We start from the raw sequence: 23,723 nt of genomic DNA, 5'->3' as shown, positions 1-23,723 counted from the left end.
TCGATGGTCCGCGTGACCACCCCGGGCGTCCGGCTGCTGCCGAACGCCATCACCGTGCTGGCGCTGTGCGCGGGCCTGTCGGCCGTGCAGTTCGCGCTGACCAGGAACTACGCGATGGCCATCGCCTCGATCGGCATCGCGGCGGTGCTCGACAGCCTGGACGGCCGCATCGCCCGCCTGCTGGACGCGACGTCGAAGATGGGCGCGGAGCTGGACTCGCTGTCCGACGGCATCTCGTTCGGCGTCGCGCCGGCGCTGGTGATCTACGTCTGGCAGACGGGTGCCGACCGGATCGGCTGGGTGGCGTCGCTGATCTTCGCCGTCTGCATGATCCTGCGGCTGGCCCGGTTCAACACGCTGCTCGACGACACCGAGCAGCCGCCGTACGCGAGCGAGTTCTTCGTCGGCGTCCCGGCGCCGGCGGGCGGCCTGCTGGCGATGCTGCCACTGGTCGCCTACCTGCAGTGGGGCGAAGGCTGGTGGTCGACGCAGTACGTCGTGTGGGCGTGGACGGTCGCCATCGCCGCGCTGCTGATCAGCCGCATCCCGACGCTGTCGCTGAAGACGGTCAAGGCGCCGGCCAGGGCGATCGCGCCGCTGCTGATCGGCGTCGCCCTGCTGGCCGCGGCGATCATCCAGTTCCCGCTGGTCGCCCTGGTCGCGGCGATGCTGCTGTACCTGGCGCACATCCCGTACTCGATCCACCGGCACCGCTGGCTGGCGGCGCACCCGGAGGCCTGGACGGTCCCGCCGCGCGAGCGCCGCGCGATCCGCCGCGCCCGCTCCTCGCGCCGCCTGGGCCTGCGTCCCCCGCTGCGCCGCCGCGTGGCAGGCGCGGCAATGCGCGCGGTCCGCCTCCCCCGCGAGACGGTCCGCACCCCCCGCGGCAGCGAAAACGGCCAGGGCCCCCGCCGCCGTTCATGGCGCCAGATCGGCCTCCGCCGCAAGTAAGCAGGCCGTGTCGACCCTCCAGACACGCGAGTCGACCCTCCAGACACGCGAGTCGACCCGCCAATCACGCGAGTCGACCCTCCAGGCACGGCGATCGGGCTCAATGCCCGTGATCGAAGAGCCGACACGCGTGATTGAGGAGCCGACACGCGTGATTGAAGGGACGACACGGGTTCTCGGGTCCTCCGGGGGCGTCGGCTCGCTAGGGTGAACGGCGTGAGCCACCCGCAGATCACGCTGACCGTCCGGCACACGCCGTCCGCGCTGGACACGCGCCGGGGCGTCGTCCGGCTGCATCCCGAAGTCCTCGACGCGCTCGGCCTGCGGGCCTGGGACGCCGTGCACCTCACCGGGGCGCGGGTCAGCGCCGCGCTCGCCGCGCCCGCCGACGAGACCGGCGTGCCCGGCGTGCTGCTCACCGACGACGTCACGATGTCGAACCTGGGCGTCACCGAGGGCTCGGAGGTCGTGGTCGCGCCCGCCGAGGTCGCGGCGGCCAAGACGGTGACCGTCGCCGGGTCGCGGCTGGCCAGCGTCTCGGTCAGCCCGCACATGCTGCGGCTCGCGCTGATCGGCAAGGTGCTCACCGTCGGCGACGCCGTTTCGCTGCTGCCGCAGGACCTCGCGCCGTCGCCGGGGTCGGACCCCGCCGGCCTGCGCGGCCAGCTGTCGCGGGCGGTCGGCGCCACCTGGACGAACGAGCTGCTCACCGTCACCGCCACCGAGCCCGCCGGCACCGTCGCGGTCGGACCGTCCACAGTGGTCACCTGGCGTGACGGCGCGCGCCCGGCCGCCGAACCCGCCGCGCCCCGGACGGCGACCGCGCTGGTCCGCACCTCCGCCGTCACCGCGGCCGAGGAGTGGATCGACGCCGAGGTCGTCGAGGACGAGGTCGCCACCACCGAAGAAGAGCCGGCCGTGCCGCTGGCCGACCTGATCGGCGCCGAGGCCGCCGCGCGCAAGCTCGGCGAGTGGTTCGACCTCGCCTTCCACCGGCCCGAGCTGCTGGCCCGGCTCGGCGCGCCCGCCCACCTCGGCGTTCTGCTCTCCGGTCCCGAGGGCGTCGGCAAGTCGACACTCGTGCGGTCGGTGGCCCACGACGCCGACATCAAGATCATCCCGCTGGCCGCGCCGAACCTCGCGGTGCTGGACCCGAACGTCGCGGTCGCGCGGCTGCGCGAGGCCGTCCGCACCGCCGAAGGCCCGTCGGTCCTCCTGCTCACCGACGTCGACGCGCTGCTGCCCGCGACGAGCCCGCCGCCGGTCGCCACCGTCGTGCTGGAGGAATTGAGGACCGCTCTCAAACGCGAGCGCTTCGCCGTCGTCGCGACGACGGCCCGTGCGGAGTCCGCCGACCCGCGGCTGCGCGCCGCCGACCTGCTGGACCGCGAGCTCGGCCTGCCCCTTCCGGACGCGAAGACCCGCCGTGAGCTGCTGAACGTCCTGCTCCGGGACGTCCCGCTGGACCAGGGCATCGACTGCGGCCTCCTCGCCGAGCGGACGCCGGGCTTCGTCGCGGCGGACCTGATCGCCCTGCGCCGGGACGCCGCGCTGCGGGCGGCGCTGCGCCAGCGCGACACCGACGAACCGCGCATCTCCCAGCAGGACCTGCTGGACGCGCTGGCCACCGTCCGGCCGGTCTCGATGTCCACTTCGGACAACCTGGCCACCGGCGGGCTGACCCTGGACGACGTCGGGAACATGGTCGACGTCAAGCAGTCCCTCACCGAAGCCGTGCTGTGGCCGCTGCGGTACCCGGACTCGTTCGCGCGGCTCGGCGTCGAACCGCCGCGCGGGGTGCTGCTGTACGGGCCGCCCGGCGGCGGCAAGACGTTCCTCGTGCGGGCGCTGGCCGGCACCGGCGCGCTGAACGTCTTCGCGGTCAAGGGCGCCGAGCTGATGGACAAGTGGGTCGGCGAGTCCGAACGCGCGGTGCGCGAGCTGTTCCGCCGGGCCGCCGAGGCCGCGCCCGCGCTGATCTTCCTGGACGAGATCGACGCGCTGGCCCCGCGCCGCGGCCAGTCGTCCGACTCCGGCGTCGCCGACCGCGTGGTCGCGGCCCTGCTCACCGAGCTCGACGGCGTCGAGCCGATGCGCGAGGTCGTCGTCCTGGGTGCGACGAACCGGCCGGAATTGGTCGACCCCGCGCTGCTGCGGCCGGGACGGCTCGAGCGCCGCGTCTACGTGCCGCCGCCGGACGCCGAGGCCCGCGCGGCGATCCTCGCGGCCAGTTCGAAGAACACGCCGCTGGCCGAGGACGTCGACCTCGCCGAGGTGGCGTCCACTCTGGACGGTTACTCGGCCGCCGACTGCGCGGCGCTGATCCGCGAAGCGGCGTTGACGGCGATGCGCGAGTCGCTGGAGGCCCGCGAAGTCACCGCGGCCCACCTGGAGGCGGCCCGCAAGGCTGTCCGGCCGAGTCTCGACCCGGCCCAGCTGGCGGCACTCGAGGCGTACGCGAAGAACCAGGCCGGCGAATGAAAGAGGCGGCCGTCGGTGACGGCCGCCTCTCCGGGATTCAGCTGCCCTTGTGGCCCGACTGGTACTCCTTCGTCACGATGACGATCACGCCGGGGCTCGCGCTCTGGATGCCCTCGAAGCGCGGCTCGGCCTTGATGTCGAACTCCTGCGCCAGCTGCTTGGCCGCCGCTTCCTCGTCGGTGCCCGGCCGGTAGTACGCCGTGGTCGTCGGGATGATGCCCTGGGAGTAGTTGCTGACCTCGTTGACGTTCCAGCCCCCGTTGCGGAAGTCGTCCGCCGCCCGGTCGGCCAGGCCCTTGATCGTCGAGTTGTTGAAGACCCGGACGGTCACCCACTTGTTGGACGCCTGCTGGTCACCGCCCGGCTGACCGGGCTGCCCTGGCTGGCCCGACTGGCCGGGAGGGGCCGAGGTCGCGCCGCCCGGCGCCGGCGAAGTCGACGGCGGCGGAACCGGCGACGAAGGACTCGCCGAGGTGGAAGGGGGTGTCGAAGAAGTACCCGACGACGGCGCCGACGTCCCGCCGGGCGTGCCCGGCTGCGTCGAAGTGCCGCTCGGGCCGGCTTCGTTCGACCCGTTGCCTCCGCCCAGCGCGGTGATCCCGCCGATCACGGCCGCGACGATCGCCACGCCGACCAACACGACGCCCGCGGCCTTCATCGGCCGGGACATGCCCGAAAACACACTCATTTCAGCTCGATCCCCAGTCGCCGGGCGCCTCGCTTGCGCTGGCGGGCGGCGCGTGTCTTTTGCAACCGCTTCACCAGCATCGGGTCGGCTTCGATCGCCTCCGGCTTCTCCAGCAGCTTGTTGAGCAGCTGGTAGTAGCGCGTCGCAGACAAGTCGAAGCGTTCGCGGATGGCGTTCTCCTTCGCCCCGGCGTGCCGCCACCACTGACGCTCGAAGGCGAGGATCTCGACCTCGCGTTCGGTCAGGCCGGGCACGGGCTTCGGCGGCGACGGCTGCGGCTCAGCCATCGACTCCGCGGCGTCCATCCGAGTCCCTCTCAATCGGGCGTCCTGGCGATTCAGACCTAGCTCTTCCGCGGGCGCCATTCAACCACGGAAGCCAGTGCCGACGTGGGCATCGACGTCGGCGCGTCACGGTCTGATGCAGGTCTACCAGAGGGGTCCGACTAAACTGGCTCGCCGTGACCATCCACCCCATCGTGATCGCCGGCGAACCCGTGCTGCACCAGCCGACTCGGGAGATCACCGAGTTCGACGAGAAGCTGAGCACGCTCGTGGACGACATGTTCGAGACGATGTACGCCGCCGAGGGCGTCGGCCTCGCGGCCAACCAGATCGGCCTCGACCTGCGGGTGTTCGTCTACGACTGCCCGGACGACGAGGGCGTGCGCCACAAGGGCGTCGTCGTCAACCCGAAGCTGGAGACGTCGGAGATCCCGGAGACCATGCCGGACCCGGACGACGACTGGGAGGGCTGCCTCTCGGCGCCCGGCGAGTCGTACCCGACGGGCCGCGCGAAGTGGGCGAAGGTGACCGGCTCCGACATCGAGGGCAACCCGATCGAGGTCGAGGGCACCGGCTACTTCGCGCGCTGCCTGCAGCACGAGACCGACCACCTGGACGGCTACATCTACCTGGACCGCCTGGTCGGGCGGCACGCGCGCGCGGCGAAGAAGATGCTGAAGCACAACAAGTGGGGCGTCCCCGGCAACTCGTGGCTGCCGCCGCGGACCCCCGAGGACGACGGCGCCGTCATCTGACCGCCCACGGTCGTGAGTGTTTAGACGAGTTAGAACTCGCCTAAACACTCACGACAAGCCGCGGCAGACCTCAGCAGCCGAGGAAGTGGCAGCGGACCACCTTCGGCGTCTCCAGGACCGAGCCCGCCCTGACGTCCCAGGCGAGCCGGACGTACTGGGCGTGCGTCCAGGCCAGCGGGGTCGCCGACGTGTTCGGCGTGCCGGCCGGGAAGCCGGTCTGCCCGGACGGCGGGTTCTCGTCCCACACCTGCTCCGGCATGGTCTCCGCCGAGCTGCTCACCCGGCCGAGGTCACGCAGCCGCCGCGTGGCCGACGCCGGATCGCCGAGCGTCAGCTCGTACTCGCCGCGCTCACCGGCGAGCAGCGGCCACAGCCGGCCGAACGTCGTGCGGCTCTCCGCGGGGAAGGTGTAGTCCCACGGCGAGCCGTCGGCCTGCTCGCCGTAGCCGTCCTTCGTGTAGCGGTGCCAGAACTGGCCGGTCGGCGTGGTGAAGGCGATTTCCTTGTCCGTGACGCGCACGCTGTTGCGGATCACCGGGTCGTCGGCGCGGTAGACGCCGAGCCGGACCAGGTCGAGGAAGCCCGCGTCGGTGACCGCGCGCTGGTCCATCGTCACGCTCGAGTTGCCGAGGTTGTACGTCGTCCCGTTGTTCGCGTTGGCGTCCTTCGTGAGCCGGACGAAGTACGGGTCCTTCGACAGCGGCCCGTTCGTGGTGATCGTCTGCTTGGGCAGGTCGGCCTTCATCTTGTCGGCCGCGGCGAGGTACCGGGCCGCATCGGCGGCCGCACCGTTGTGCTTCGCCAGGTCGGCGGCGCAGACGAGCCCGGCGATCACCGAGGCGATGGTCGACGGGGACCAGCCGTCCTGCTCCTCCCAGCGCTCCTGCTGGGTGTACGGCGACGCCTGCCCGTCCGGACCCTTGTACCCGAGGATGAAGTCGGCGGCCTTGCGGACGCCGGGCCACAGGTCGTTCCGGCCGAGCTGCTGGGCGAGCACGATCGGGAACGCGGTCTCGTCGAGCTGCACCGACGTCCAGTACGGGACGCCGTCGACGCGGCTGTTCTGCGGCATGTGCCCGTCGGCCTGCTGCTGCGTGCCGAACATGTAGCTGACGGCCCGGTTCGCGGCCGCCTGGTCGCCGCCGGCGGCCAGGCCGGTCGCGATCTGGTAGAGGTCACGCGGCCAGACGAGGTGGTAGGTGCCGGACGGCGACCACTCCGGGTCGTTGTTCCCGAATCGCCACGGCATGCTCGGCGACGCGATGAACGCGCCCGGGTGGTGCTTGTCCTCGCTGGCGGCGAGGGTCAGCATCGACGCCTTGTAGAGGTCGCGCTCGGCATCGGTCTTCAGCGACGAGGGCGGCTTGCTGATCCCCCGCAGGTACTGCTGCCAGCCGCGGTCGTACGCGCGGGTGATGTCGCGGACGCCGCGTCGCTGCGACGCCTGCGCGCTGCCGAGCGCGCCGGCGGCCTTCGCGCCCATGCCGAGGGCGAGGGTGACGTGCCGGTTCCACAGCCCGTCGGCGTTCGTCTGCCCGGTCAGCACGACGTTGCCCTTCTCGGCGGTGTCGTACTGCGCCAGTTTGAAGGTCTTCGTGAGCTGCGTGTTCCCGTCGGACGCGCCCGCGTAGCCGACGCTCGTCTTCGTGAACGCGGGCTTCGCGGTCAGCGCGGCGGCGTTGGTCGCGTCCTGCGCGGTGACGGCATCGCCTTGGCGGGCGGCGGAGTCGTCCGAGCCGTCGTTGGTGAGGTCCGGGTCGGCGACCGCGTAGAGCTGGTAGGGCCGCCCGGTGAGCGACTGGAAGTCGACGTCCACCAGCACGGTCGTGGCGGCCGGGTCGGTGACGTAGGTCTTGCGCAGCCGCCAGCGGTGCTGGTCGTCGGTGATGGTCTGCTCGTAGGTGAGACTGTCGTCGTCGGTTCGCCGGACCTGCTGGGACTTCGCCGTGTAGTCGGCGACGGCGAAGCTGCGGCCGTCCGTGACGACGAAGTTCAGCGAACGGACGCTCGGCGTCGACAGGTCCGGGTAGTAGACCTCGGACAGCTGTCCGCCCTGGAGGGTGAACCAGACGTTGCTCGACCGGTCGTGGGCCGTGCCGAACCCGGTCTTGTTCGCGGGCAGCCAGCTCGGGTGGGCCCCGGGTGCGCCGGGAGCCTGGGTCGCGGCCACCGCGGTCGCCGGGATCAGGCCGGTGACCAGCAGTCCGGCGAAGGCGCCGGAAATGAGTTTGCGCATATCAACCCCACAGAAGATCGCTTCTGCACCGTTACAGAAGCGACTTGGGAGTCTGCCGCCGATCCTTCACCGGCGCATGGTCCGATCCGGTGAACCACTGACCGTCACTGGTCCGGCCGCCGGTTCACGGACAGCGAACGTTCCCGTCCGGTTTCCGGGCGCAGAATTGTAGTACCTGCAACGCTGTAATCGAGGTACGCATGGATGAGGCGATGGACGCCTACTCGCGCGCGGTCAGCACCGTCGCGAAGACCGTCACCCCGCACGTCGCCGGCGTGCAGCTCGCGCGCGGCGGCGGCTCGGCGGTCGTCTTCGCCGACGACGGCCACCTGCTCACCAACGCCCACGTCGTCAGCGACCACCGACGCGGCGTCGCCACGTTCGCCGACGGCAGCGAAGTGCCCTTCGACGTCGTCGGCGCCGACCCGCTGTCCGATCTCGCCGTGCTGAGGGCGCGCGGCGAGACGCCGTCGGCCGTCCGGCTGGGCGACGCCGATCGGCTCGTCGTCGGGCAGCTCGTCGTGGCCGTCGGCAGCCCGCTCGGCTTCTCCGGCACCGTCACCGCCGGGGTCGTCAGCGCGCTCGGGCGGGCGCTGCCGGTGCGGCAGGGGCGCACGACCCGCGTGATCGAGGACGTCATCCAGACCGACGCCGCGCTGAACCCCGGCAACTCCGGCGGCGCGCTCGCCGACTCCGCCGGCCGGGTCGTCGGCGTCAACACCGCCGTCGCCGGGATCGGGCTCGGGCTCGCCGTGCCGATCAACGCCACCACGCGGCGGATCATCGACACGCTCGTCGTCGAGGGGCGCGTGCGGCGCGCGTACCTCGGCGTCGTCGGCGTGCCCGCGCCGCTGCCGGACGACGTCGCCGAACGCACCGGGCAGCACGCCGGGCTGCGGGTGCACGAGGTCGTGTCCGGCGGTCCCGCGGACCGGGCGGGGCTCAAGGCCGGCGACCTCGTGCTGACCGTCGGACGCACGCGCGTCTCGGACGCCCAGGGCATCCAGCGGCAGCTGTTCGCGGAAGTGATCGGCACCGCACTGCCGATCACCGTGCTGCGGGGCGGCGCCATGGTCGACGTCTACGCCACCCCGGCCGAACTGGTCGGGTGAGGTGACCTGACTTGAGTATCGCGCTCCGGCGTGGCATGGTCGGTGGCACAACACCAACGCGGGAGCTCGCGCCATGGCGGGCTGAGAGGGTGACTTGCGTTTCGCAGGCGTCACCGACCGCATGAACCTGACCGGGTAATGCCGGCGTAGGGAGTGAAAGTCGTTGACGACGCTCGAAAACAATGCTGCCGTAAAGGTGACCACTGGCCCGATCACCGGCTCGCACAAGGCGTACCACCAGACGGAATCCGGGCTCCGCGTCCCCGTCCGGCGGATCGACCTCTCCAACGGTGAACAGTTCGACGTCTACGACACTTCGGGCCCGTACACCGATCCCGAAGCCACCATCGACGTCCACAGTGGACTCCACCGGCTGCGGGCCGGCTGGGCCGACGGACGCGAGCACAACACCCAGCTCGGCTGGGCCAAACAGGGCGTCATCACCCGCGAAATGGAGTACGTCGCGGCCCGCGAACGGGTTTCGCCGGAGTTCGTGCGGGACGAGGTGGCCCGCGGCCGCGCGGTGATCCCGGCCAACCGCAAGCACCCCGAGACCGAGCCGATGATCATCGGCAAGAACTTCCTGGTGAAGATCAACGCCAACATGGGCAACTCGGCCGTCTGGTCGTCGGTCGAGGAAGAGGTCGACAAGATGGTGTGGGCCACCCGCTGGGGTGCCGACACGATCATGGACCTGTCCACCGGCAAGCGGATCCACGAGACGCGCGAGTGGATCATCCGCAACTCGCCGGTCCCGGTCGGCACCGTGCCGATCTACCAGGCACTGGAAAAGGTCGACGGCGAACCGGAAAAGCTGTCGTGGGAGGTCTACCGCGACACGATCATCGAGCAGTGCGAACAAGGTGTCGACTACGTCACCGTGCACGCCGGCGTGCTGCTGCGCTACATCCCGCTGACCGCGCGGCGCGTCACCGGGATCGTCAGCCGCGGCGGGTCGATCATGGCGGCCTGGTGCCTGGCGCACCACCAAGAGTCCTTTTTGTACACCCACTTCGAAGAACTCTGCGAGATCCTCCGGCAGTACGACGTCACGTTCTCCCTCGGCGACGGCCTGCGCCCCGGCTCGATCGCCGACGCCAACGACCGCGCCCAGTTCGCCGAGCTGGAAACCCTCGGCGAGCTGACGCACATCGCGCGCTCGCACGACGTCCAGGTGATGATCGAGGGCCCCGGTCACGTGCCGATGCACAAGATCAAGGAGAACGTCGAACTCGAGGAAAAGCTCTGCGGCGAGGCGCCGTTCTACACCCTCGGTCCACTAGCGACGGACATCGCCCCGGCGTACGACCACATCACCTCGGCCATCGGCGCGGCGCAGATCGGCTGGTACGGCACGGCGATGCTGTGCTACGTCACGCCGAAGGAGCACCTCGGCCTGCCCAACCGCGACGACGTCAAGACCGGCGTGATCACGTACAAGATCGCCGCGCACGCCGCCGACCTGGCCAAGGGGCACCAGTACGCGCAGGAGTGGGACGACGAGCTGTCCAAGGCACGCTTCGAGTTCCGCTGGAACGACCAGTTCAACCTCTCGCTCGACCCGGACACCGCCCGGTCGTTCCACGACGAGACGCTGCCCGCCGAGCCGGCCAAGACCGCGCACTTCTGCTCGATGTGCGGCCCGAAGTTCTGCTCGATGCGGATCACCCAGGACGTCCGCAAGTACGCCGAGGAGCACGGACTGTCCACCGTGGAGGCGATCGAGGCCGGGATGGCTTCGAAGTCGGCGGAGTTCACCGAGTCCGGCGGCAAGGTCTATTTGCCGGTGGTGCAGCCGTGACACCGAGGACCGCCCTCACCATCGCCGGATCCGATTCCGGCGGCGGTGCGGGCATCCAGGCGGACCTGCGCACGTTCTTCGCGAACGGGGTCCACGGCCTGGTGGCGTTGACGGCGGTCACGGTGCAGAACTCGCTGGGCGTGCAGGGTTTCACGGAGATCCCGGCCGACGTCGTCACCGCGCAGATCAAGGCGGTGGCGTCGGACATGGGCGTCGACGCGGCGAAGACGGGCATGCTGGCGACGGCGGAGATCATCCGTGCGGTGGCGAAGACCCTGGACGAAGTCGGGCCGTTCCCGTTCGTGGTCGACCCGGTGGCGGCTTCGATGACGGGACACTCGCTCCTGCATGAGGACGCCCTGGAGGCAATCCGCACGGAGCTGTTCCCCCGCGCAACGCTGATCACGCCGAACCTGGACGAGGTCCGATTGCTGACCGGTGTGAATGTCGTGGACCCGGCTACCCAGCGCGAGGCGGCTGAGGCGTTGCTGGCCTTCGGCTCGCAGTGGGTCCTGGTGAAGGGCGGCCACATGCAGGGCACGGAAAACTGCGTGGACCTGCTCTCGGACGGCCGCGAACTCATCGAGCTGACCGGTCCGAGGTACAAGACGGAGAACACCCACGGCGGCGGCGACACCCTGGCGTCGGCGATCACGGCATCGCTCGCGAAGGGCGCCTCGGTGCCGGACGCCGTGGCGGCGGGGAAGAAGTTCATCGAGCGGTGCGTCGCGGAGGCCTACCCGCTGGGTGCGGGCGTGGGGCCGGTCTCGCCGTTCTGGGCGCTGGACAAGGACTAACGGACCGGCTGCAGCTCGCGGCCGTCGTATTCCTCGCGGGCCGAGCGGATGCGGCCGAAGTTCGCCTGCGACCACGCGCTCAGCGCGATCAGGTGCGCGCCCACCTCGGCCCCCATCTCCGTCAGGGCGTACTCCACCGTCGGCGGGGTCGTCGGGTAGACCGTGCGCGTCACGAAGCCGTCGCGCTCCAGCTGGCGGAGGTTCTGCGTCAGCATCTTCTGGCTGATGCCGTCGACCGCGCGGCGCAGCTCGCCGAACCGGTGCGGGCCGCGGGCCAGCGCGCCCAGCACCAGGGCCGTCCACTTGTTGGCCAGCAGGTCCAGCACGTCCCGGCACGGGCAGTTGCGGAGGTACACATCCCAGGGTCCGCCCTGGTCACAGGTGGTATCCATCAGGTACCTACGATACAGGCAAGTGCCTTCTGGCGAAAAGTGACCAAGGATCCGAAGATGGAGGCGACCCCGAACTCCGAAGGAGAGAACCGATGCGCATCGTGACCCAGCAGGCCCTCGGCGGCCCGGAGGTGCTCCGCGTCACCGAGGCACCGCGCCCCGAACCCGGGCCCACGGAGGTCCTGGTGCGGGTGAAGGCCGCCGGCATCAACCCGGTCGACTGGAAGGTGCGGCGCGGCGGCGGATTCCTCGGCGAGCCGCCGTTCACCGTCGGCTGGGACGTCGCCGGCGTCGTCGAAGAGACCGGCTTCGGCGCCACCGGCCTCGAGAAGGGCGACGAAGTCCTCGGCATGCCGTGGTTCCCGCGGCCGGCCAACGCCTACGCCGAGTACGTCACCGCGCCCTCAAGGCACTTCGTGCGCAAGCCGGCCGGGCTGTCGTTCGCCGAGGCCGCCGCGCTGCCGCTGGCCGGGCTGACCGCGTGGCAGGGGCTGGTCGACGTCGCCGGCGTCCACAAGGGACAACGCGTGTTCGTCGACGCCGCCGCGGGCGGCGTCGGCCACCTCGCCGTGCAGATCGCCAAGGCGCGCGGCGCGTACGTCATCGGCACGGCCAGCGCGAAGAAGCACGAATTCCTGCGCGAACTCGGCGTGGACGAGGCGATCGACTACCACGACACCGAAGCCACGGCGTCCGATGTGGACGTCTACTTCGGACTCGTCGGCGAGGACAGCGACCTGCGCTGGCTGCCCGCGATCAAGGAGGGCAGCCTGCTGATCGGCGTGCCCAGCGGTGTCGGCGACCGGGTCGAAAAAGCCGCCGAGGCCAGGAACGTGCGCACGAGGCGGATCCTCGTCGAACCGGACCGCGGCGGGCTGACCGGCCTCGTCGAACTCGTCGAGGCCGGTCAGCTGAAGGTCCACGTCGAGCGGACCTTCCCGCTGGCGGACGCCGCCAAGGCGCACGAGCTGGGCGAAGCGGGCCGGGTGTCCGGCAAGCTCGTGCTGACCGTCTAACCCCGCGCGAGCACCTGCGGCAGCACCGTCGTGAGCCCGGTCCAGTCCGAAGTGACCACCGACGCGTGCTGCTTCGCCAGCTCGGCGACGCGCTGGCCGGCCTGGTCGACCGTCGGGTTGTGGGCGTCGATGGCCGGCGCGACGTTCTGCCCGTCGGTCATCACCAGGTAGTAGTGGTTGGCGTCGTACCACCACGGCCCGGTCTGGGTCACCCACGCGTTCGCGTCGCCGTCGAAGACGACGAACCACGGCTTGAGGTCGGCGGTGTACTTGTCCCGCGGGTCACCGCCGGCCGCGCCGTGCACGGTCGGGAAGATGTTCGCGTCGCCGAGCTTGCCCGCGTTCTTGAGGCCGACCAGGTACCGCGCGTACTCGACGTCGGTGTGCAGCGTGTCGGTCGGGTTCCCCTCCTCGACCGTGCCCGGGATGATCTCGGTGATCACCCGGCCCCGCAACGCGTCCACGGACGGCCAGTTGTCCGCTTTGGCCGCGTCGTCGAGCGTGCCGTAGCCGCCGAGCAGCTCCGCCGGACGGAAGGCGACGCTGCCGAGGTGCGCCCGGAACGTGGCGTCCAGCTCGTCCGGGCCCAGGCCGGTGTTGTCCGAAAAGCCCGTCTTCATCTCGATCTTGAGCGTGATCGGCATGTGCCCGGGGTGCGCGGCCAGCCAGATCCGGATGTCGTCGAGGCAGTACTCCAGGTTCTTGTTCGTGCCGCCGGAGTACAGCTGCGACGCCGAAGTCGCGGCGACGCAGTTGTTCTGGTTCCCCAGCGGGTTCGAGTGGCTGACCTTCCACTCGTGGGTGAAGAAGTCCGGCCAGACGTCCAGCTCGATCAGCGACGAGCCGGCGTCGAGCGCCTGGGCGAGGTAGCCGTAGGCCGCCGGGTCGTAGGTGTTGTGCACGCCGACGGTCGTGACGTGGGAAAGCTTGGGACTGTCGGCATGCGCGGCGGTCGCTCCGGAGAGCGTGAGCGCGGCCGTGAGGAGTGCCACCGAGAAGAGCTTCATCCAGGCTCCTTCGAACGTGAGTAACGTTCACAATGTCCCACCGTGGTTGACTGTTGATGAAGCAAAAGAGGCTGATTGGCCTAGACCAGAAGTCGGGAAACCACCATGACGACGAGCCTTCCGACCGCCTTGACGATCGCCGGGTCGGACTCCGGGGGTGCCGCGGGGCTGCAGGCGGACCTGCGCACGTTCCTGACCTGCGGCGTGCACGGCCTGGTCGCGGTCACCGCCGTCACCGTGCAGAACACCCTGGGCGTGCACGACCGCGCCGACCTGCCGCCGCACATCGTGGCCGGGCAGATCGAGGCCGTGGCGGCGGACATGGGCGTCGGCGCGGCGAAGACCGGCATGCTGGCCTCGGCCGAGATCATCCACGCCGTCGCGGCGGCGTGCGACAAGGCGGGGATCGGGCGGGACGAGAAGATCCCGTTCGTGGTGGACCCGGTCGCGGCGTCGATGCACGGCCACCCCCTGTTCGACGAGGCCGGCCTGCACGCCCTGCGCGACGAACTGCTGCCCCGGGCGACGGTGCTGACCCCGAACCTCGACGAGGTCCGGCTGCTCACCGGGATGACGGTGACCGACCGCGAGGGCATGCACACCGCGGCGGTGGTGCTGCACCGGATGGGCCCGCGGTACGTCCTGGTCAAGAGCGGCCACCTGCAGGCCGACCCGGAGTGCGTGGACCTGCTGTTCGACGGTTCGACGTTCGTGGAGCTGCCGGGCAAGCGGTATTCGACGCCGCACACGCACGGCGCGGGCGACACGATGGCGTCGGCGCTGACGGCGGGCCTGGCCAAGGGGATGTCCGTGGTCGAGGCCGCGCGCTACGGCAAGTGGTTCGTCTCGCACGCGGTCGAGCACGCGTACCCGATGGGCGCGAAGGTCGGCCCGGTCTCGGCCTTCTGGCGGCTGGCTCCCGAGGAGCGCTGAGGTTCAGCCGATCGACTGATGGCCGAGCGCGCGCAGGACGTCGGCCAGCCAGACCAGGCCGTACCCGACCACCCGATCGGGGTCGTCGGCCATCGCCGACAGCTGCGCCCACGATTCGCTCAGCGCACCGAGCGTGAGCCCGGTGGGCTCGTGGCCGGGGTCGTGGCGCTGTTCCGGCGGCACCTCCCAGAACAGGTCGTGCTCGAGCGTGACCGAAGCACCGGCGCGTTCCGCGTGCGCCAGCAGGAGCTCGGTCACCTCGCGCAGCCGCGCCAGCGGGACCTCCGGGCCCTCACTCATGCATTTCCCTCTCCGCTCGCAAGAAACCTTTGCCGCCGCACGCGTTCTGCGGCTGATCCCGGTCGGGCCGTCGATGCGGAAAGTGGTCAGCGGCGTGGAGGGCGAGCTGCGCCGGAGAGCGGCTCAGTCGTCGGCGATCAGGGCTTCGAGCGCCGGGATCGCCGCTGTCAGGGCTTCGCGGTGCTCGGGTGAGAGCCGGTCGAGGCGCCGGTTCAGCTCCTGGACCCGCGTCGAGCGGACGCCGGAGACGAGCCGCTCACCCTCTTCGGTCGCCTTCGCCAGCCAAGCCCGCCGGTCGATCGGATCGGACTCGCGGCTGACGTACCCCGCCTCGACCAGGGACGCGATGATCCGCGACATGGTCGCCGCGGCCACGCCCTCCTTGGCCGCGAGGTCACCGAGCCGGAGCTGGCCCGCGTGCACCAGCGTCGCCAGCGCCGAGATGGCGCCGTGGCCCGGCCCCGGCACGCCGGCCTGCCGCAGTGACCGGGACAGCCTGCCCACGGCGAGGTACAACCTGCCCGAGACGTCCTGGACCGATGTGCTCGTCACGGCTGGCTCCTTCTGCCGGTGCGCCGGGAAATGCCGTCCACCTTACGGGCTGGTGGTGCACACTCGGCGTGAAGGCGCTCCGGTTCACCGTGGTGGACTCGACGCTTGCGCCCAGAAGCGCTGCGGCACGCGCCCGGCCTCGCGGGCCAGCCGTCCGGCGACGACGCCCGCGCGCATCGCCGCGGCCATCCGCTCGGGATCGGCCGCCCGGGTGACGGCCGTCGACAGCAGGACGGCGTCGCAGCCGAGCTCCATCGCCAGCGTCGCGTCCGACGCCGTGCCGATTCCGGCGTCCAGGATCACCGGCACACCCGCCCGCGACACGATCAGCTCGATGTTGTGCGGATTCCGGATGCCGAGGCCGGTGCCGATCGGCGCGCCCAGCGGCATCACCGCGGCACAGCCGGCCTCCTCCAGGCGCAGCGCGAGCACCGGGTCGTCGTTCGTGTAGGCGAACACGGTGAACCCGTCGGCGGCCAGCCGTTCGGCGGCGTCGAGGGTTTCGATGGGGTCCGGCAGCAGCGTCCGGTCGTCGGCGTGCACCTCGAGCTTGATGAGGTCGGTTCCCAGCGCCTCGCGGGCGAGCTGCGCGGTGAGCACGGCTTCGGCGGCCGTCCGGCAGCCCGCGGTGTTCGGCAGCAGCTCGATGCCCAGCCGGTTCAGGAGTTCGAGGACGCCGGAGCCGCCCTCGGCGTCGGCGCGGCGCATGGCGACGGTGGTCAGCTCGGTGCCGGACGCCACCAGCGCGCGTTCCAGCACGGCCAGGTTGGCCGCGCCGCCGGTGCCGATGATCAGCCGGGACGTCAGCTTGGTCGTGCCGATGACCAGTGGTTCTTCGTCCATTTCAGCCTCCCTGGACCGCGGTGAGCACGTCGAGGACCGCGCCCTTGGGGACGGCGGTGGTGGCCCATTCGGCTCGGCGGACGACGACGCCGTCGACCGCGACGGCGATCCCGGGCCGTTGCCCGCCCGACGCGTCGAGGACGTCGGCGACGGTGGCGCCGTCCGGGAACGCCGTCCACTCGCCGTTGAGCTTGATCTCCATCACACGTGCTCCTTCTGGTGCAGGCGGGCGGGGGACGCCGCTTCGGTGCCTTCCGGCGGCTTCTCCCCCTCGAGCCAGGCGACCACGGCGTCCGCGGTCACCGGGGCCATCAGCAGGCCGTTGCGGTGGTGCCCGGTCGCGGCAAACACCCTGCCGTCCAAGGCGCCGAGGTACGGCAGCGCGTCCCGGCTGCCGGCCCGCAGGCCCGCGGCGGTCTCGGCCAGCTCGTACTCGGTGATCGCGGGGAAGACGCGCTCGGCGCCTTCGAGCAGCTCGCGCACGCCGCGGACGGTGACGGTCTGGTCGAACCCGGCCTCGTACTGGGTGGCGCCGAGGACGAGCTCGCGGTCGCCGCGCGGCACGAGGTAGATCGGGCGGCCTTCGACGACGGCCCGGACGGTGTGCGCGGGCGGCGGCAGGCAGCCACGGCGGGGCCGCAGCCGCAGGATTTCGCCCTTGAGCGGGCGCACGGCGTCGGCGAGCAGCGGGTGCAGCTGCCCGGTCCAGGCGCCCGCGGCGAGCACGACGGCTTCGGCGTCCGGCAGTTCTCCGACGCGCTCGCGGACGAACCTGACTCGGCGGTTGACGCAGGCCGCGTACAGCGCGTCGAGCAGTTTCCGGTTGTCCACGGCCAGGTCGCCGGGCACGTGGAGTCCACTTCGGACAGACCCGAGGCCGGGTTCGAGCCGCTTGGCCTCCCGGCCGGTGAGCCGCTCGGCCGCGCGGCCGAGGGAGTGCAGGTGGCCGGCCAGGATGTCCAGGTAACCGGCGTCGGCGCTGTCGAAGGCGACGACGAGCGTCCCGTGCCCGGCCAGGCCGGGATCGACCCCCTCTGCCGCGAGGTCACGGGCGAAATCCGGCCAGCGTTTGAGCGACGCTTCGCCGAGGCGGAGGACGCCTTCCTCGCCCGGCCACGCCTCGGTGACCGGGGCGAGCATGCCGCCGGCCAGCCAGGACGCACCACCGCGGGCGGGTTCGGGGTCGTAGAGGGTGACACTTCGGCCGGTGCGCGCGGCACGCCACGCGGTGGCGAGGCCGATCACGCCGCCGCCCACCACTGCCAGGTTCGTCATGGAATCACGCTCCCTGCGCCGGCATGACCCGGATCAGGTTCCACGGTCGGAGCGGCAGCTCCCTCTCAGCCCGTGCCTCGGGCTCCCGTGCGGACTCCTCCACCTTACTGTGCCGTTCGTTGATAATCCAACCGCAGTCACGGCCGGATGGCTTTCGTGGCAACGGGCGCGCACCGCTCGCCGGGCGGCCTGCTTTGGTCGGATTACCAACGGCGCCAGGTACGGTCGCCGCTATGCCCGCCCTCTCCGGTGACAAGATCCGCGCCCGCCTCGACGCGGCGCGCCTGTACCTGTGCACGGACGCCCGCACGGACCGCGGCGACCTCGCCGCCTTCGCCGACGCGGCCCTCGCGGGCGGCGTCGACGTCATCCAGCTGCGCGACAAGACCGGCGCCTTGGAGGCGGCCGGCGAGATCGCGGCGCTGGAGGTGCTGGCCGAGGCGTGCGCCCGCCACGGCGCCCTGCTGTCGGTGAACGACCGCGCCGACGTGGCCTTGGCCGTCGGTGCCGACGTGCTCCACCTCGGACAGGACGACATCCCGGTGCCGCTGGCCCGGCGCATCCTGGGCGACGACGTCGTGATCGGCCGCTCGACGCACTCGCTCGACCAGGCGCTCGCCGCGGCCGCGGAGCCCGGCGTGGACTACTTCTGCACCGGCCCGTGCTGGCCGACGCCGACCAAGCCGGGCCGCCCGGCCCCGGGCCTGGACCTGGTGCGCGCGACGGCGGCCTGGGCCCCCGACCGGCCGTGGTTCGCGATCGGCGGCATCGACGGCGACCGGCTGCCCGAGGTGCTGGAGGCGGGGGCGTCCCGGATCGTGGTGGTCCGGGCGATCACCGAGGCCGAGGACCCCGAAGCCGCGGCACGCGACCTGCGAGCCCGGCTGCCCTGATCACGGGGTCGGCGTCGTCGCCGCGCCCTTGCTGGTCGGCGGGGTCGCCGTCGTGGCCGGGGCCGAGGTCGACGGCTGCTCGGTCGTCGTGCTCGGGGTGGTCGTCGTCGGGGTGCCGGAGGACGTCGTCGGCGGGGTCGAAGTCTCCGTCGGTGTCGTCTCCGTCGGGGACACCTGCGTGTCGTTCGTCGAGGTCGGCGGGGTCGTCGACGGGGTCTTGTCCTCGTGGCCGGCGCCGCCGCCGAAGATCTTGCCGACGCTCGCGCCCGTGCCGCCCGCCACCTTGCCCCCCGTGGCCGCGTCCACCCCCACCATCGACAGGATCGCCACCGCGAACGCCGCCAGGCTCGTGCCGATGATCAACGGCCAGCGCAGCTTCCGCAGCCGCGCCGACAGCCGTGACGGCTCTTCCTCCGGCGGTTTCAGCTGGACCGTCGGCTGCTCGGTGATGTCGACCGCGGGCCCGCGCCGCCGGATTCCCGACGTCGCCAGCTGGCGCGCCTTGAGCGCCGCCGCGCGGGTGCGCTCCAGCGAGCGCAGGTACAGCTCGCTGCCGACCGTCGACACCACGCTCGCCACGCCGGCACCGATCACCGTGCCCGCCACGCCCAGCGTCGAACCGAGCAGCGCCGCGGTCACCGCCGCCAGCGCCGCCGCCAGTACCTGCGCGATCCGCAGGCCCGGCTTCTGTTCCTTTTCTTCCGAAGCCGCTACGTTCTCCTTGCTCATGATCCCGATCTAGGTAGTCCGTGTTCTCCCCTGTCCAACGTCTAAGGCGCGCGAAGCACTCCCCTCGTTGCCGCAGCGTGAGGAGGACCACTTCGTCTGTCCATAATAGACACTCCAGATCGAACGTTTTCTTGACATACTCGGCACATGGAACTGGTGACGATCTCTGACATCGAGGCCGCCGCGAAGCGCGTCGCCGATGTCGCCGTGCGCACGCCCCTGTTGCTCCAGACCTGGGATCCCCGCGGAACCCTGTGGCTCAAACCCGAAAACCTGCAACCGGTCGGGGCGTTCAAGGTGCGCGGCGCGTTCAACGCCATCGCCACCCTGGACGACGCGGCCCGCGCCCGCGGCGTCATCGCGTACTCGAGCGGCAACCACGCGCAGGCAGTCGCGTACGCCGCGCAGCGGTACGGCGTGCCCGCGGTGATCGTCGTGCCGGACGTCGCGCCGCGGATCAAGGTCGAGGCCACCCGCGCGTACGGCGCCGAGGTGATCGAGGTGCCGATCGGCGAACACGAGGGCAAAGCGCGCGAACTGGCCGCCGAACGCGGGCTGACCCTCGTCCCGCCCTTCGACCACGCGGCCATCATCGCCGGGCAGGGCACGGCGGGCCTGGAGATCGCCGAAGACCTGCCGGACGTCGACGTCGTGCTGGTGCCGATCAGCGGCGGCGGGCTGGCGGCCGGCGTGGGCACCGCGCTCCGGGCCCGCTGCCCGCGGGCGCGCGTGATCGGCGTCGAACCGGCGCTGGCCGCGGACGTCGCCGACAGCCTCCGGCGGGGCCAGCTGGTCCGGTGGCCGCAGGCCGACCGCGCCCGCACGATCGCCGACGGCCTGCGCTCGGAGCCGTCGGAGCTGACCTTCGCCCACCTCCGGGAGGTCGTCGACGACATGGTGACGGTCACCGAGGACGAGATCCGCGAAGCCGTCCGCGTCCTCGCCACCAAGGCCCGGCTGGTCGCCGAGCCCAGCGGCGCGGTGACGACGGCGGCGTACCTGTCCCACGCCGCCGAGCTGCCGGCCGGGAAGACGGTCGCGCTCGTCTCGGGCGGCAACGCCGACCCGGCGATGTTCGCCGGGATCCTCGCGGGCTAGGCCCCGGCGACCGGGGCCCCGCCGCCGCGGATGTGCGTCGGCGGGCCCTCGACGCCGCAGTGGTAGCACTCGCCCAGGTGGGGGCACTCGTCGTCGGGCTTGGCTTCCGCCGGCGACGGTGGCGCGAGGACGCCGTTGTGGATGCCCAGCGCGATCAGGCCGCCGGCGATCGCCAGGGCCGCGCAGATGACCAGCGCCGTCCGCCAGCCCGCCGTCAGCGCCACCGGGTCCGCGTACGCCTCGCCGGTCAGCCCGGCCGCCGCCGGCAGCACCGCGACCGCCAGCAGGCCCCCTGACCGGGCGATGGCGTTGTTGACGCCGGACGCGACACCGGCGTAGCGGTCCGGGGCCGCGGCGAGCACCGTCGCCGTCACCGGCGCCACCACCGTCGCCAGGCCGAGGCCGAACACGACGACCGCGGGCAGCACCGTCCCGAGGTAGGACGCGCCGGGCGCGATGCGCAGCATCAGCAGCATCCCGATGCCGACGACGATCGGGCCGACGACCAGCTGCGTCCGCGGGCCGATGCGCTGCGCGAGCGCGCCGGAGCGGCCCGAAAGCAGCAGCATGATCACCGTCAACGGCAGCCCGGCCAGCCCGGACGCGGTCGGCGAGTAGCCGAGCGACACCTGCAGCTGCATGACCAGCAGCATCATCACGCCGCCGAGCGCCGCGTAGACCACGAACGTCAGCGCGTTCGAGAGGGTGAACGTGCGGTCGCGGAACAGCGACGGCGGCACGAGCGGCTCACGCGAGCGGTGCTGGACGTACCCGAACGCGGCCAGCCCCCCGATTCCCAGCAGGCCCGCGACCAGCACGATCGGGTCGCCGATGCCGCGGGCGGGCGCCTCCACCAGCGCGCCGGTCACCCCGGCGAGGCCGAGGGCGCCGAGCGCGGCGGCGCCGAAGTCCGGGTGCCCGGTGGCGTCCGGGTCACGGGATTCGGGGACGAATTTCCGCGCCATCAGCACCACGGCGACCGCGATCGGCACGTTGATGAGGAACGCCAGCCGCCACGACCACACCTGCACGAGGAATCCGCCGAGCAGCGGCCCGGCGGCGGCCGCGATGCCACCGAGGCCGGACCAGGCGCCGATCGCGCGGGCGCGCGCGTCGTGCGCGAAGGACGACTGGAGGATCGCGAGCGACCCGGGCGTCAGCAGCGCGCCGCCGATGCCCTGGAGGATCCGGGTCGCGACGAGCATCTCGGTGGACGTCGCGGCGGCGCACAGCCCGGACGCGACGCCGAACCAGACGACGCCGACGAGGTACATGCGACGACGGCCGTACCGGTCGCCGAGCGAGCCCGCGACGAGGATGAGCGCGGCGAGCGCCAGCATGTAGCCGTCGAGGATCCACTGGAGCCCCGCGACGGAAGCGTTGAGCTCGGCGCCGATGCGGGGCAGGGCGACGTTGACGATCGTGCCGTCGAGCATCGCCATGCCGGAACCGAGGATGGTGGTGGCCAGCAGGCCGCGGGCGGCACCGGTACCCCACCGGATCCCGGTGTCTTCAGTCGCAGTCACCCGGTCACTCCACCGCGACCGGGGACTGTCGTCAACCGCGCGCTTACGGCAGCAGCGTCGTCACGAACTTGTAGCGGTCACCGCGGTAGACCGAGCGGGCGAATTCGACCGGCTTGCCGTCGGTGGCGAACGAGTGCCGGGTCAGCATCAGCACCGGCATGCCGACGTCGGCGCCGAGCATCTCCGCTTCCTGCGGCCCCGCCAGCGACGTCTCGATCGTCTCTTCCGCGCGCTCGAGTTCGACGCCGTAGTGCTCGCGCAGAACGGCGTACAACGAACCGCCGGCGGAGACGTGCTTGCGCAGCCCGCGGAAACGGCCGAGCGGCAGGTGCGTCGTCTCGAGCGCCATCGGCTGCGAGTCCGCCAGTCGAAGCCGTCGAAGGCGAAGGATTTTCGCGCCGGTCCGGATTCCGAGCAGCTTCGCGAGATCGCCCTCGACCGGCATTTCCTCGACTTCGAGCAGCTTCGACGACGGCTTCAGCCCCTGCTTGCGCATGTCCTCGGTGTAGGAGGACAACTGCAGCCGCTGCGCGAGCTTCGGTTCGGCCGCGAACGTGCCTTTTCCCTGCACACGGTGCAGGCGGCCCTCGGCGGTCAGGTCGGCCAGCGCCTGGCGCACGGTGGTGCGGGAGACCGTGAACTCCCCGGCGAGCGCGCGTTCGGTCGGGATCGGCGACCCCGGCGGCAGCACGTCCAGGAGATCGAGGAGGTGCTGTTTCAACGCCCAGTACTTGGGCTCGCGCTGCCCGCGCATCCCGGCGACGGCGCCCGCCTCGCCCGTGGTGGTGGTCTCCAACATGCCCGGCTCCCTATGTCTTCCCTCATCGCACGCCACGTCCCCGTAAGAAACGTACCCTTTTCCCCAAACGCGCCGCCCCTATAACATTGGTCTAGACCTGACCGACGCCGCCTGAGTCCGGTACATAATGCCGGAGGTGGAGAGGAAAATGATGACCGAACAACGGCCCGGCGAGCACATGGCCGCGGAGATCGCCCAGCAACCGGACGTCCTGGCCGGACTGGTGGCTCGTCAGGCGGAAATCGCCGAGGTGGCGGAAAAGATCTCACAACGCCCCCCGCGGTTCGCGTTGCTCGCCGCGCGTGGATCAAGCGACCACGCAGCGTTGTACGCGAAGTACCTGATCGAGGTACTCCTCGGCCTTCCGGCCGGTCTGGTTTCCCCGTCCACGGCCACGCTGTACGGCGCGCGGCCGGATCTGCGGGACGTGCTGTTCGTCACGGTCAGCCAGAGCGGCGGCTCGCCTGACCTGATCGAGGTCACCGAAACGGCGCGGCGCCAGGGCGCGCTGACGGTGTCGGTCACCAACACGCCGGACTCGCCGCTGCGGGCGGCGTCCGAGCTCGGCGTCGACATCGGCGCGGGGGTGGAGAAGGCCGTCGCCGCGACCAAGACGTACTCCGCGACGCTGATGGCGCTGTACCTGTTGATCGACGCCGTCCGCGGGGGCAAGGCCGCCGACGCCGAGCAGATCGGCGAGCTGGCCCAGCAGACCCTGGACGGCGCCGACGAGGGCGTGCAGCGCGCGGTCGACCGGTACCGGTTCGTGGACCGGGTCCTCACCACCGGCCGCGGCTACTCCTACGCCAGCGCGCTCGAGGGTTCCCTCAAGCTCGCCGAGACCAGCTACCTCGCCGCCCGCGCGTACAGCGGCGCGGACCTGCTGCACGGCCCGGTCGCGGCGGTGGACGGCGAGACCGCCGTGCTCGCGGTGACCAGCGCCGGCCACGGCGGCCGGGCGATGCACGAGGTCCTCGAGGCCGTCGGCAAGCGCGGCGCGGACGTCCTCGCGGTCGGTTCGGCCGCCGCCGAGGTGCCCGCGGCGCTGCGCATCGACGTCGCCCCGACGGCCGAGGAGCTGGCGCCGATCCTGGAGATCCTGCCGATCCAGCGGATCGCGCTCGGCCTGTCGCTGGCCCGCGGCGGCGACCCGGACAGCCCGCGCGGCCTGCTGAAGGTGACCAAGACCCGGTGAGCTTCGCGGTGGGCGTCGACGCCGGCGGCACGTCGACCAGGGCCGCCCTGGTCGACGCCG

24 protein-coding genes and 2 riboswitches are annotated in these 23,723 nt (G+C 71.6%); of the genes, 11 read left to right on the top strand and 13 right to left on the bottom strand.

From position 1 onward, the window contains the following. Positions 1-3 precede the first annotated feature (3 nt). Complete coding sequence (gene pssA / locus AB0M93_RS34600; RefSeq protein ID WP_364281632.1) at positions 4-951, top strand: CDP-diacylglycerol--serine O-phosphatidyltransferase; 948 nt, start codon at positions 4-6, stop codon at positions 949-951. 216 nt (positions 952-1,167) lie between these two features. Next, a complete protein-coding gene (locus tag AB0M93_RS34595; protein WP_364281629.1) occupies positions 1,168-3,432 on the top strand; it encodes an AAA family ATPase in 2,265 nt (754 codons plus the stop codon). A 37-nt stretch (positions 3,433-3,469) separates the two neighbouring features. Here the strand turns inward: AB0M93_RS34595 and AB0M93_RS34590 are convergent, their stop codons facing one another. Continuing rightward, entirely contained in the window at positions 3,470-4,120 is a 651-nt protein-coding gene (locus AB0M93_RS34590) for a LytR C-terminal domain-containing protein (protein WP_364281627.1), read from the bottom strand. Beyond that, positions 4,117-4,425 carry a DUF3263 domain-containing protein gene (locus AB0M93_RS34585; protein ID WP_364281624.1) on the bottom strand — a complete coding sequence of 103 codons (309 nt, stop codon included), beginning with the start codon at positions 4,423-4,425 and terminating at the stop codon, positions 4,117-4,119. Before AB0M93_RS34585 ends, AB0M93_RS34590 begins: the two co-directional genes overlap by 4 nt. 155 nt (positions 4,426-4,580) lie before the next feature. Here AB0M93_RS34585 and AB0M93_RS34580 point away from each other — a divergent pair, with 155 nt between their 5' ends. Then, a complete protein-coding gene (locus AB0M93_RS34580; RefSeq protein ID WP_364281621.1) occupies positions 4,581-5,159 on the top strand; it encodes a peptide deformylase in 579 nt (192 codons plus the stop codon). A 70-nt stretch (positions 5,160-5,229) separates the two neighbouring features. Here AB0M93_RS34580 and AB0M93_RS34575 read toward each other — a convergent pair whose 3' ends face one another. Beyond that, positions 5,230-7,395, bottom strand: a complete 2,166-nt coding sequence (locus AB0M93_RS34575; protein WP_364281618.1) for a glycoside hydrolase family 15 protein — start codon at positions 7,393-7,395, stop codon at positions 5,230-5,232. A 200-nt stretch (positions 7,396-7,595) separates the two neighbouring features. On the opposite strand from AB0M93_RS34575, the gene AB0M93_RS34570 reads away from it, so the two are divergent. The 3 genes from AB0M93_RS34570 (at position 7,596) to thiD (AB0M93_RS34560) (ending at position 11,105) form a co-directional block, all read left to right on the top strand. Further along, entirely contained in the window at positions 7,596-8,507 is a 912-nt protein-coding gene (locus AB0M93_RS34570; protein ID WP_364281615.1) for a trypsin-like peptidase domain-containing protein, read from the top strand. Between the two features lie 48 nt (positions 8,508-8,555). Next, a riboswitch (TPP riboswitch) is annotated at positions 8,556-8,677 on the top strand. Beyond that, positions 8,671-10,308, top strand: coding sequence for a phosphomethylpyrimidine synthase ThiC (gene thiC, locus AB0M93_RS34565; RefSeq protein ID WP_364281613.1), 1,638 nt, complete (start codon positions 8,671-8,673; stop codon positions 10,306-10,308). Its footprint overlaps the riboswitch before it by 7 nt. Further along, a complete protein-coding gene (gene thiD / locus AB0M93_RS34560) occupies positions 10,305-11,105 on the top strand; it encodes a bifunctional hydroxymethylpyrimidine kinase/phosphomethylpyrimidine kinase (protein ID WP_364281610.1) in 801 nt (266 codons plus the stop codon). The genes thiC and thiD (AB0M93_RS34560) overlap by 4 nt, the downstream gene beginning before the upstream one ends. Here thiD (AB0M93_RS34560) and AB0M93_RS34555 read toward each other — a convergent pair. Beyond that, complete coding sequence (locus AB0M93_RS34555; protein WP_364281608.1) at positions 11,102-11,497, bottom strand: helix-turn-helix domain-containing protein; 396 nt, start codon at positions 11,495-11,497, stop codon at positions 11,102-11,104. The genes thiD (AB0M93_RS34560) and AB0M93_RS34555 overlap by 4 nt on opposite strands. Before the next feature lie 92 nt (positions 11,498-11,589). Between AB0M93_RS34555 and AB0M93_RS34550 the strand changes: the two genes are divergently transcribed. Beyond that, positions 11,590-12,513 carry an NADP-dependent oxidoreductase gene (locus AB0M93_RS34550; protein ID WP_364281606.1) on the top strand — a complete coding sequence of 308 codons (924 nt, stop codon included), beginning with the start codon at positions 11,590-11,592 and terminating at the stop codon, positions 12,511-12,513. On the opposite strand, the gene AB0M93_RS34545 is transcribed toward AB0M93_RS34550, so the two are convergent. Beyond that, on the bottom strand, positions 12,510-13,520 hold the full coding sequence (locus AB0M93_RS34545) for a phosphatidylinositol-specific phospholipase C domain-containing protein (RefSeq protein WP_364281603.1): 1,011 nt from the start codon (positions 13,518-13,520) through the stop codon (positions 12,510-12,512). The genes AB0M93_RS34550 and AB0M93_RS34545 overlap by 4 nt on opposite strands. A gap of 105 nt (positions 13,521-13,625) precedes the next feature. Between AB0M93_RS34545 and thiD (AB0M93_RS34540) the strand changes: the two genes are divergently transcribed. Continuing rightward, positions 13,626-14,453, top strand: a complete 828-nt coding sequence (gene thiD / locus AB0M93_RS34540) for a bifunctional hydroxymethylpyrimidine kinase/phosphomethylpyrimidine kinase (protein ID WP_364281601.1) — start codon at positions 13,626-13,628, stop codon at positions 14,451-14,453. Positions 14,454-14,456: 3 nt separating this feature from the next. On the opposite strand, the gene AB0M93_RS34535 is transcribed toward thiD (AB0M93_RS34540), so the two are convergent. The 5 genes from AB0M93_RS34535 to thiO form a co-directional block, all read right to left on the bottom strand. Then, positions 14,457-14,753 carry a hypothetical protein gene (locus AB0M93_RS34535; protein ID WP_364281598.1) on the bottom strand — a complete coding sequence of 99 codons (297 nt, stop codon included), beginning with the start codon at positions 14,751-14,753 and terminating at the stop codon, positions 14,457-14,459. A gap of 123 nt (positions 14,754-14,876) precedes the next feature. Further along, positions 14,877-15,305: a MarR family transcriptional regulator gene (locus AB0M93_RS34530; protein WP_013230299.1), complete on the bottom strand. Its 429-nt coding sequence runs from the start codon at positions 15,303-15,305 to the stop codon at positions 14,877-14,879. An 84-nt stretch (positions 15,306-15,389) separates the two neighbouring features. After that, positions 15,390-16,148 carry a thiazole synthase gene (locus tag AB0M93_RS34525; protein ID WP_364281594.1) on the bottom strand — a complete coding sequence of 253 codons (759 nt, stop codon included), beginning with the start codon at positions 16,146-16,148 and terminating at the stop codon, positions 15,390-15,392. Position 16,149: 1 nt separating this feature from the next. Continuing rightward, the gene (gene thiS / locus AB0M93_RS34520) at positions 16,150-16,350 is read right to left on the bottom strand and encodes a sulfur carrier protein ThiS (protein ID WP_364281591.1); all 201 of its coding nucleotides are present in this window, start codon (positions 16,348-16,350) and stop codon (positions 16,150-16,152) included. Further along, positions 16,350-17,423: a glycine oxidase ThiO gene (gene thiO, locus AB0M93_RS34515; protein WP_364281589.1), complete on the bottom strand. Its 1,074-nt coding sequence runs from the start codon at positions 17,421-17,423 to the stop codon at positions 16,350-16,352. The genes thiS and thiO overlap by 1 nt, the downstream gene beginning before the upstream one ends. After that, positions 17,417-17,522, bottom strand: a riboswitch (TPP riboswitch). (Overlaps the previous gene by 7 nt.) A gap of 134 nt (positions 17,523-17,656) precedes the next feature. On the opposite strand from thiO, the gene thiE reads away from it, so the two are divergent. Then, positions 17,657-18,316 (top strand): thiamine phosphate synthase, encoded by a 660-nt coding sequence (thiE, locus tag AB0M93_RS34510; RefSeq protein WP_364281586.1) that lies wholly within the window; start codon positions 17,657-17,659, stop codon positions 18,314-18,316. Here thiE and AB0M93_RS34505 read toward each other — a convergent pair whose 3' ends face one another. Continuing rightward, a complete protein-coding gene (locus AB0M93_RS34505; RefSeq protein WP_364281584.1) occupies positions 18,317-19,045 on the bottom strand; it encodes a hypothetical protein in 729 nt (242 codons plus the stop codon). It lies immediately after the preceding gene. 147 nt (positions 19,046-19,192) lie between these two features. On the opposite strand from AB0M93_RS34505, the gene AB0M93_RS34500 reads away from it, so the two are divergent. Continuing rightward, positions 19,193-20,143 carry a threonine/serine dehydratase gene (locus AB0M93_RS34500; RefSeq protein ID WP_364281581.1) on the top strand — a complete coding sequence of 317 codons (951 nt, stop codon included), beginning with the start codon at positions 19,193-19,195 and terminating at the stop codon, positions 20,141-20,143. On the opposite strand, the gene AB0M93_RS34495 is transcribed toward AB0M93_RS34500, so the two are convergent. Beyond that, complete coding sequence (locus AB0M93_RS34495) at positions 20,140-21,669, bottom strand: MFS transporter (RefSeq protein WP_364281578.1); 1,530 nt, start codon at positions 21,667-21,669, stop codon at positions 20,140-20,142. The two genes, AB0M93_RS34500 and AB0M93_RS34495, sit on opposite strands and share 4 nt — an antisense overlap. A 43-nt stretch (positions 21,670-21,712) precedes the next feature. After that, the gene (locus AB0M93_RS34490) at positions 21,713-22,468 is read right to left on the bottom strand and encodes a GntR family transcriptional regulator (RefSeq protein ID WP_086846871.1); all 756 of its coding nucleotides are present in this window, start codon (positions 22,466-22,468) and stop codon (positions 21,713-21,715) included. 148 nt (positions 22,469-22,616) lie between these two features. On the opposite strand from AB0M93_RS34490, the gene AB0M93_RS34485 reads away from it, so the two are divergent. Continuing rightward, positions 22,617-23,663 (top strand): SIS domain-containing protein, encoded by a 1,047-nt coding sequence (locus AB0M93_RS34485; protein ID WP_364281575.1) that lies wholly within the window; start codon positions 22,617-22,619, stop codon positions 23,661-23,663. Positions 23,664-23,723 lie beyond the last annotated feature (60 nt).

Source organism: Amycolatopsis sp. NPDC051102, from assembly GCF_040682815.1.
In the GTDB taxonomy this organism is placed as follows: Bacteria; Actinomycetota; Actinomycetes; order Mycobacteriales; family Pseudonocardiaceae; genus Amycolatopsis.
Note: the sequence above shows the minus strand (reverse complement) of the source record. Positions and strands in the feature narration are given on the sequence as shown.

Bases quoted from the DNA above. Each gene is read 5' to 3' on its own strand.
- thiS (WP_364281591.1), bottom strand. From the start codon at position 16,350: ATGGAGATCAAGCTCAACGGCGAGTGGACGGCGTTCCCGGACGGCGCC.
- AB0M93_RS34505 (WP_364281584.1), bottom strand. From the start codon at position 19,045: ATGAGCAAGGAGAACGTAGCGGCTTCGGAAGAAAAGGAACAGAAGCCG.
- AB0M93_RS34585 (WP_364281624.1), bottom strand. From the start codon at position 4,425: ATGGACGCCGCGGAGTCGATGGCTGAGCCGCAGCCGTCGCCGCCGAAG.
- AB0M93_RS34550 (WP_364281606.1), top strand. From the start codon at position 11,590: ATGCGCATCGTGACCCAGCAGGCCCTCGGCGGCCCGGAGGTGCTCCGC.
- thiO (WP_364281589.1), bottom strand. From the start codon at position 17,423: ATGACGAACCTGGCAGTGGTGGGCGGCGGCGTGATCGGCCTCGCCACC.
- AB0M93_RS34590 (WP_364281627.1), bottom strand. From the start codon at position 4,120: ATGAGTGTGTTTTCGGGCATGTCCCGGCCGATGAAGGCCGCGGGCGTC.
- AB0M93_RS34485 (WP_364281575.1), top strand. From the start codon at position 22,617: ATGATGACCGAACAACGGCCCGGCGAGCACATGGCCGCGGAGATCGCC.
- AB0M93_RS34535 (WP_364281598.1), bottom strand. From the start codon at position 14,753: ATGAGTGAGGGCCCGGAGGTCCCGCTGGCGCGGCTGCGCGAGGTGACC.
- thiE (WP_364281586.1), top strand. From the start codon at position 17,657: ATGCCCGCCCTCTCCGGTGACAAGATCCGCGCCCGCCTCGACGCGGCG.
- AB0M93_RS34555 (WP_364281608.1), bottom strand. From the start codon at position 11,497: ATGGATACCACCTGTGACCAGGGCGGACCCTGGGATGTGTACCTCCGC.
- AB0M93_RS34500 (WP_364281581.1), top strand. From the start codon at position 19,193: ATGGAACTGGTGACGATCTCTGACATCGAGGCCGCCGCGAAGCGCGTC.
- AB0M93_RS34490 (WP_086846871.1), bottom strand. From the start codon at position 22,468: ATGTTGGAGACCACCACCACGGGCGAGGCGGGCGCCGTCGCCGGGATG.
- AB0M93_RS34525 (WP_364281594.1), bottom strand. From the start codon at position 16,148: ATGGACGAAGAACCACTGGTCATCGGCACGACCAAGCTGACGTCCCGG.
- AB0M93_RS34575 (WP_364281618.1), bottom strand. From the start codon at position 7,395: ATGCGCAAACTCATTTCCGGCGCCTTCGCCGGACTGCTGGTCACCGGC.
- AB0M93_RS34570 (WP_364281615.1), top strand. From the start codon at position 7,596: ATGGATGAGGCGATGGACGCCTACTCGCGCGCGGTCAGCACCGTCGCG.
- AB0M93_RS34545 (WP_364281603.1), bottom strand. From the start codon at position 13,520: ATGAAGCTCTTCTCGGTGGCACTCCTCACGGCCGCGCTCACGCTCTCC.
- pssA (WP_364281632.1), top strand. From the start codon at position 4: ATGGTCCGCGTGACCACCCCGGGCGTCCGGCTGCTGCCGAACGCCATC.
- thiD (WP_364281601.1), top strand. From the start codon at position 13,626: ATGACGACGAGCCTTCCGACCGCCTTGACGATCGCCGGGTCGGACTCC.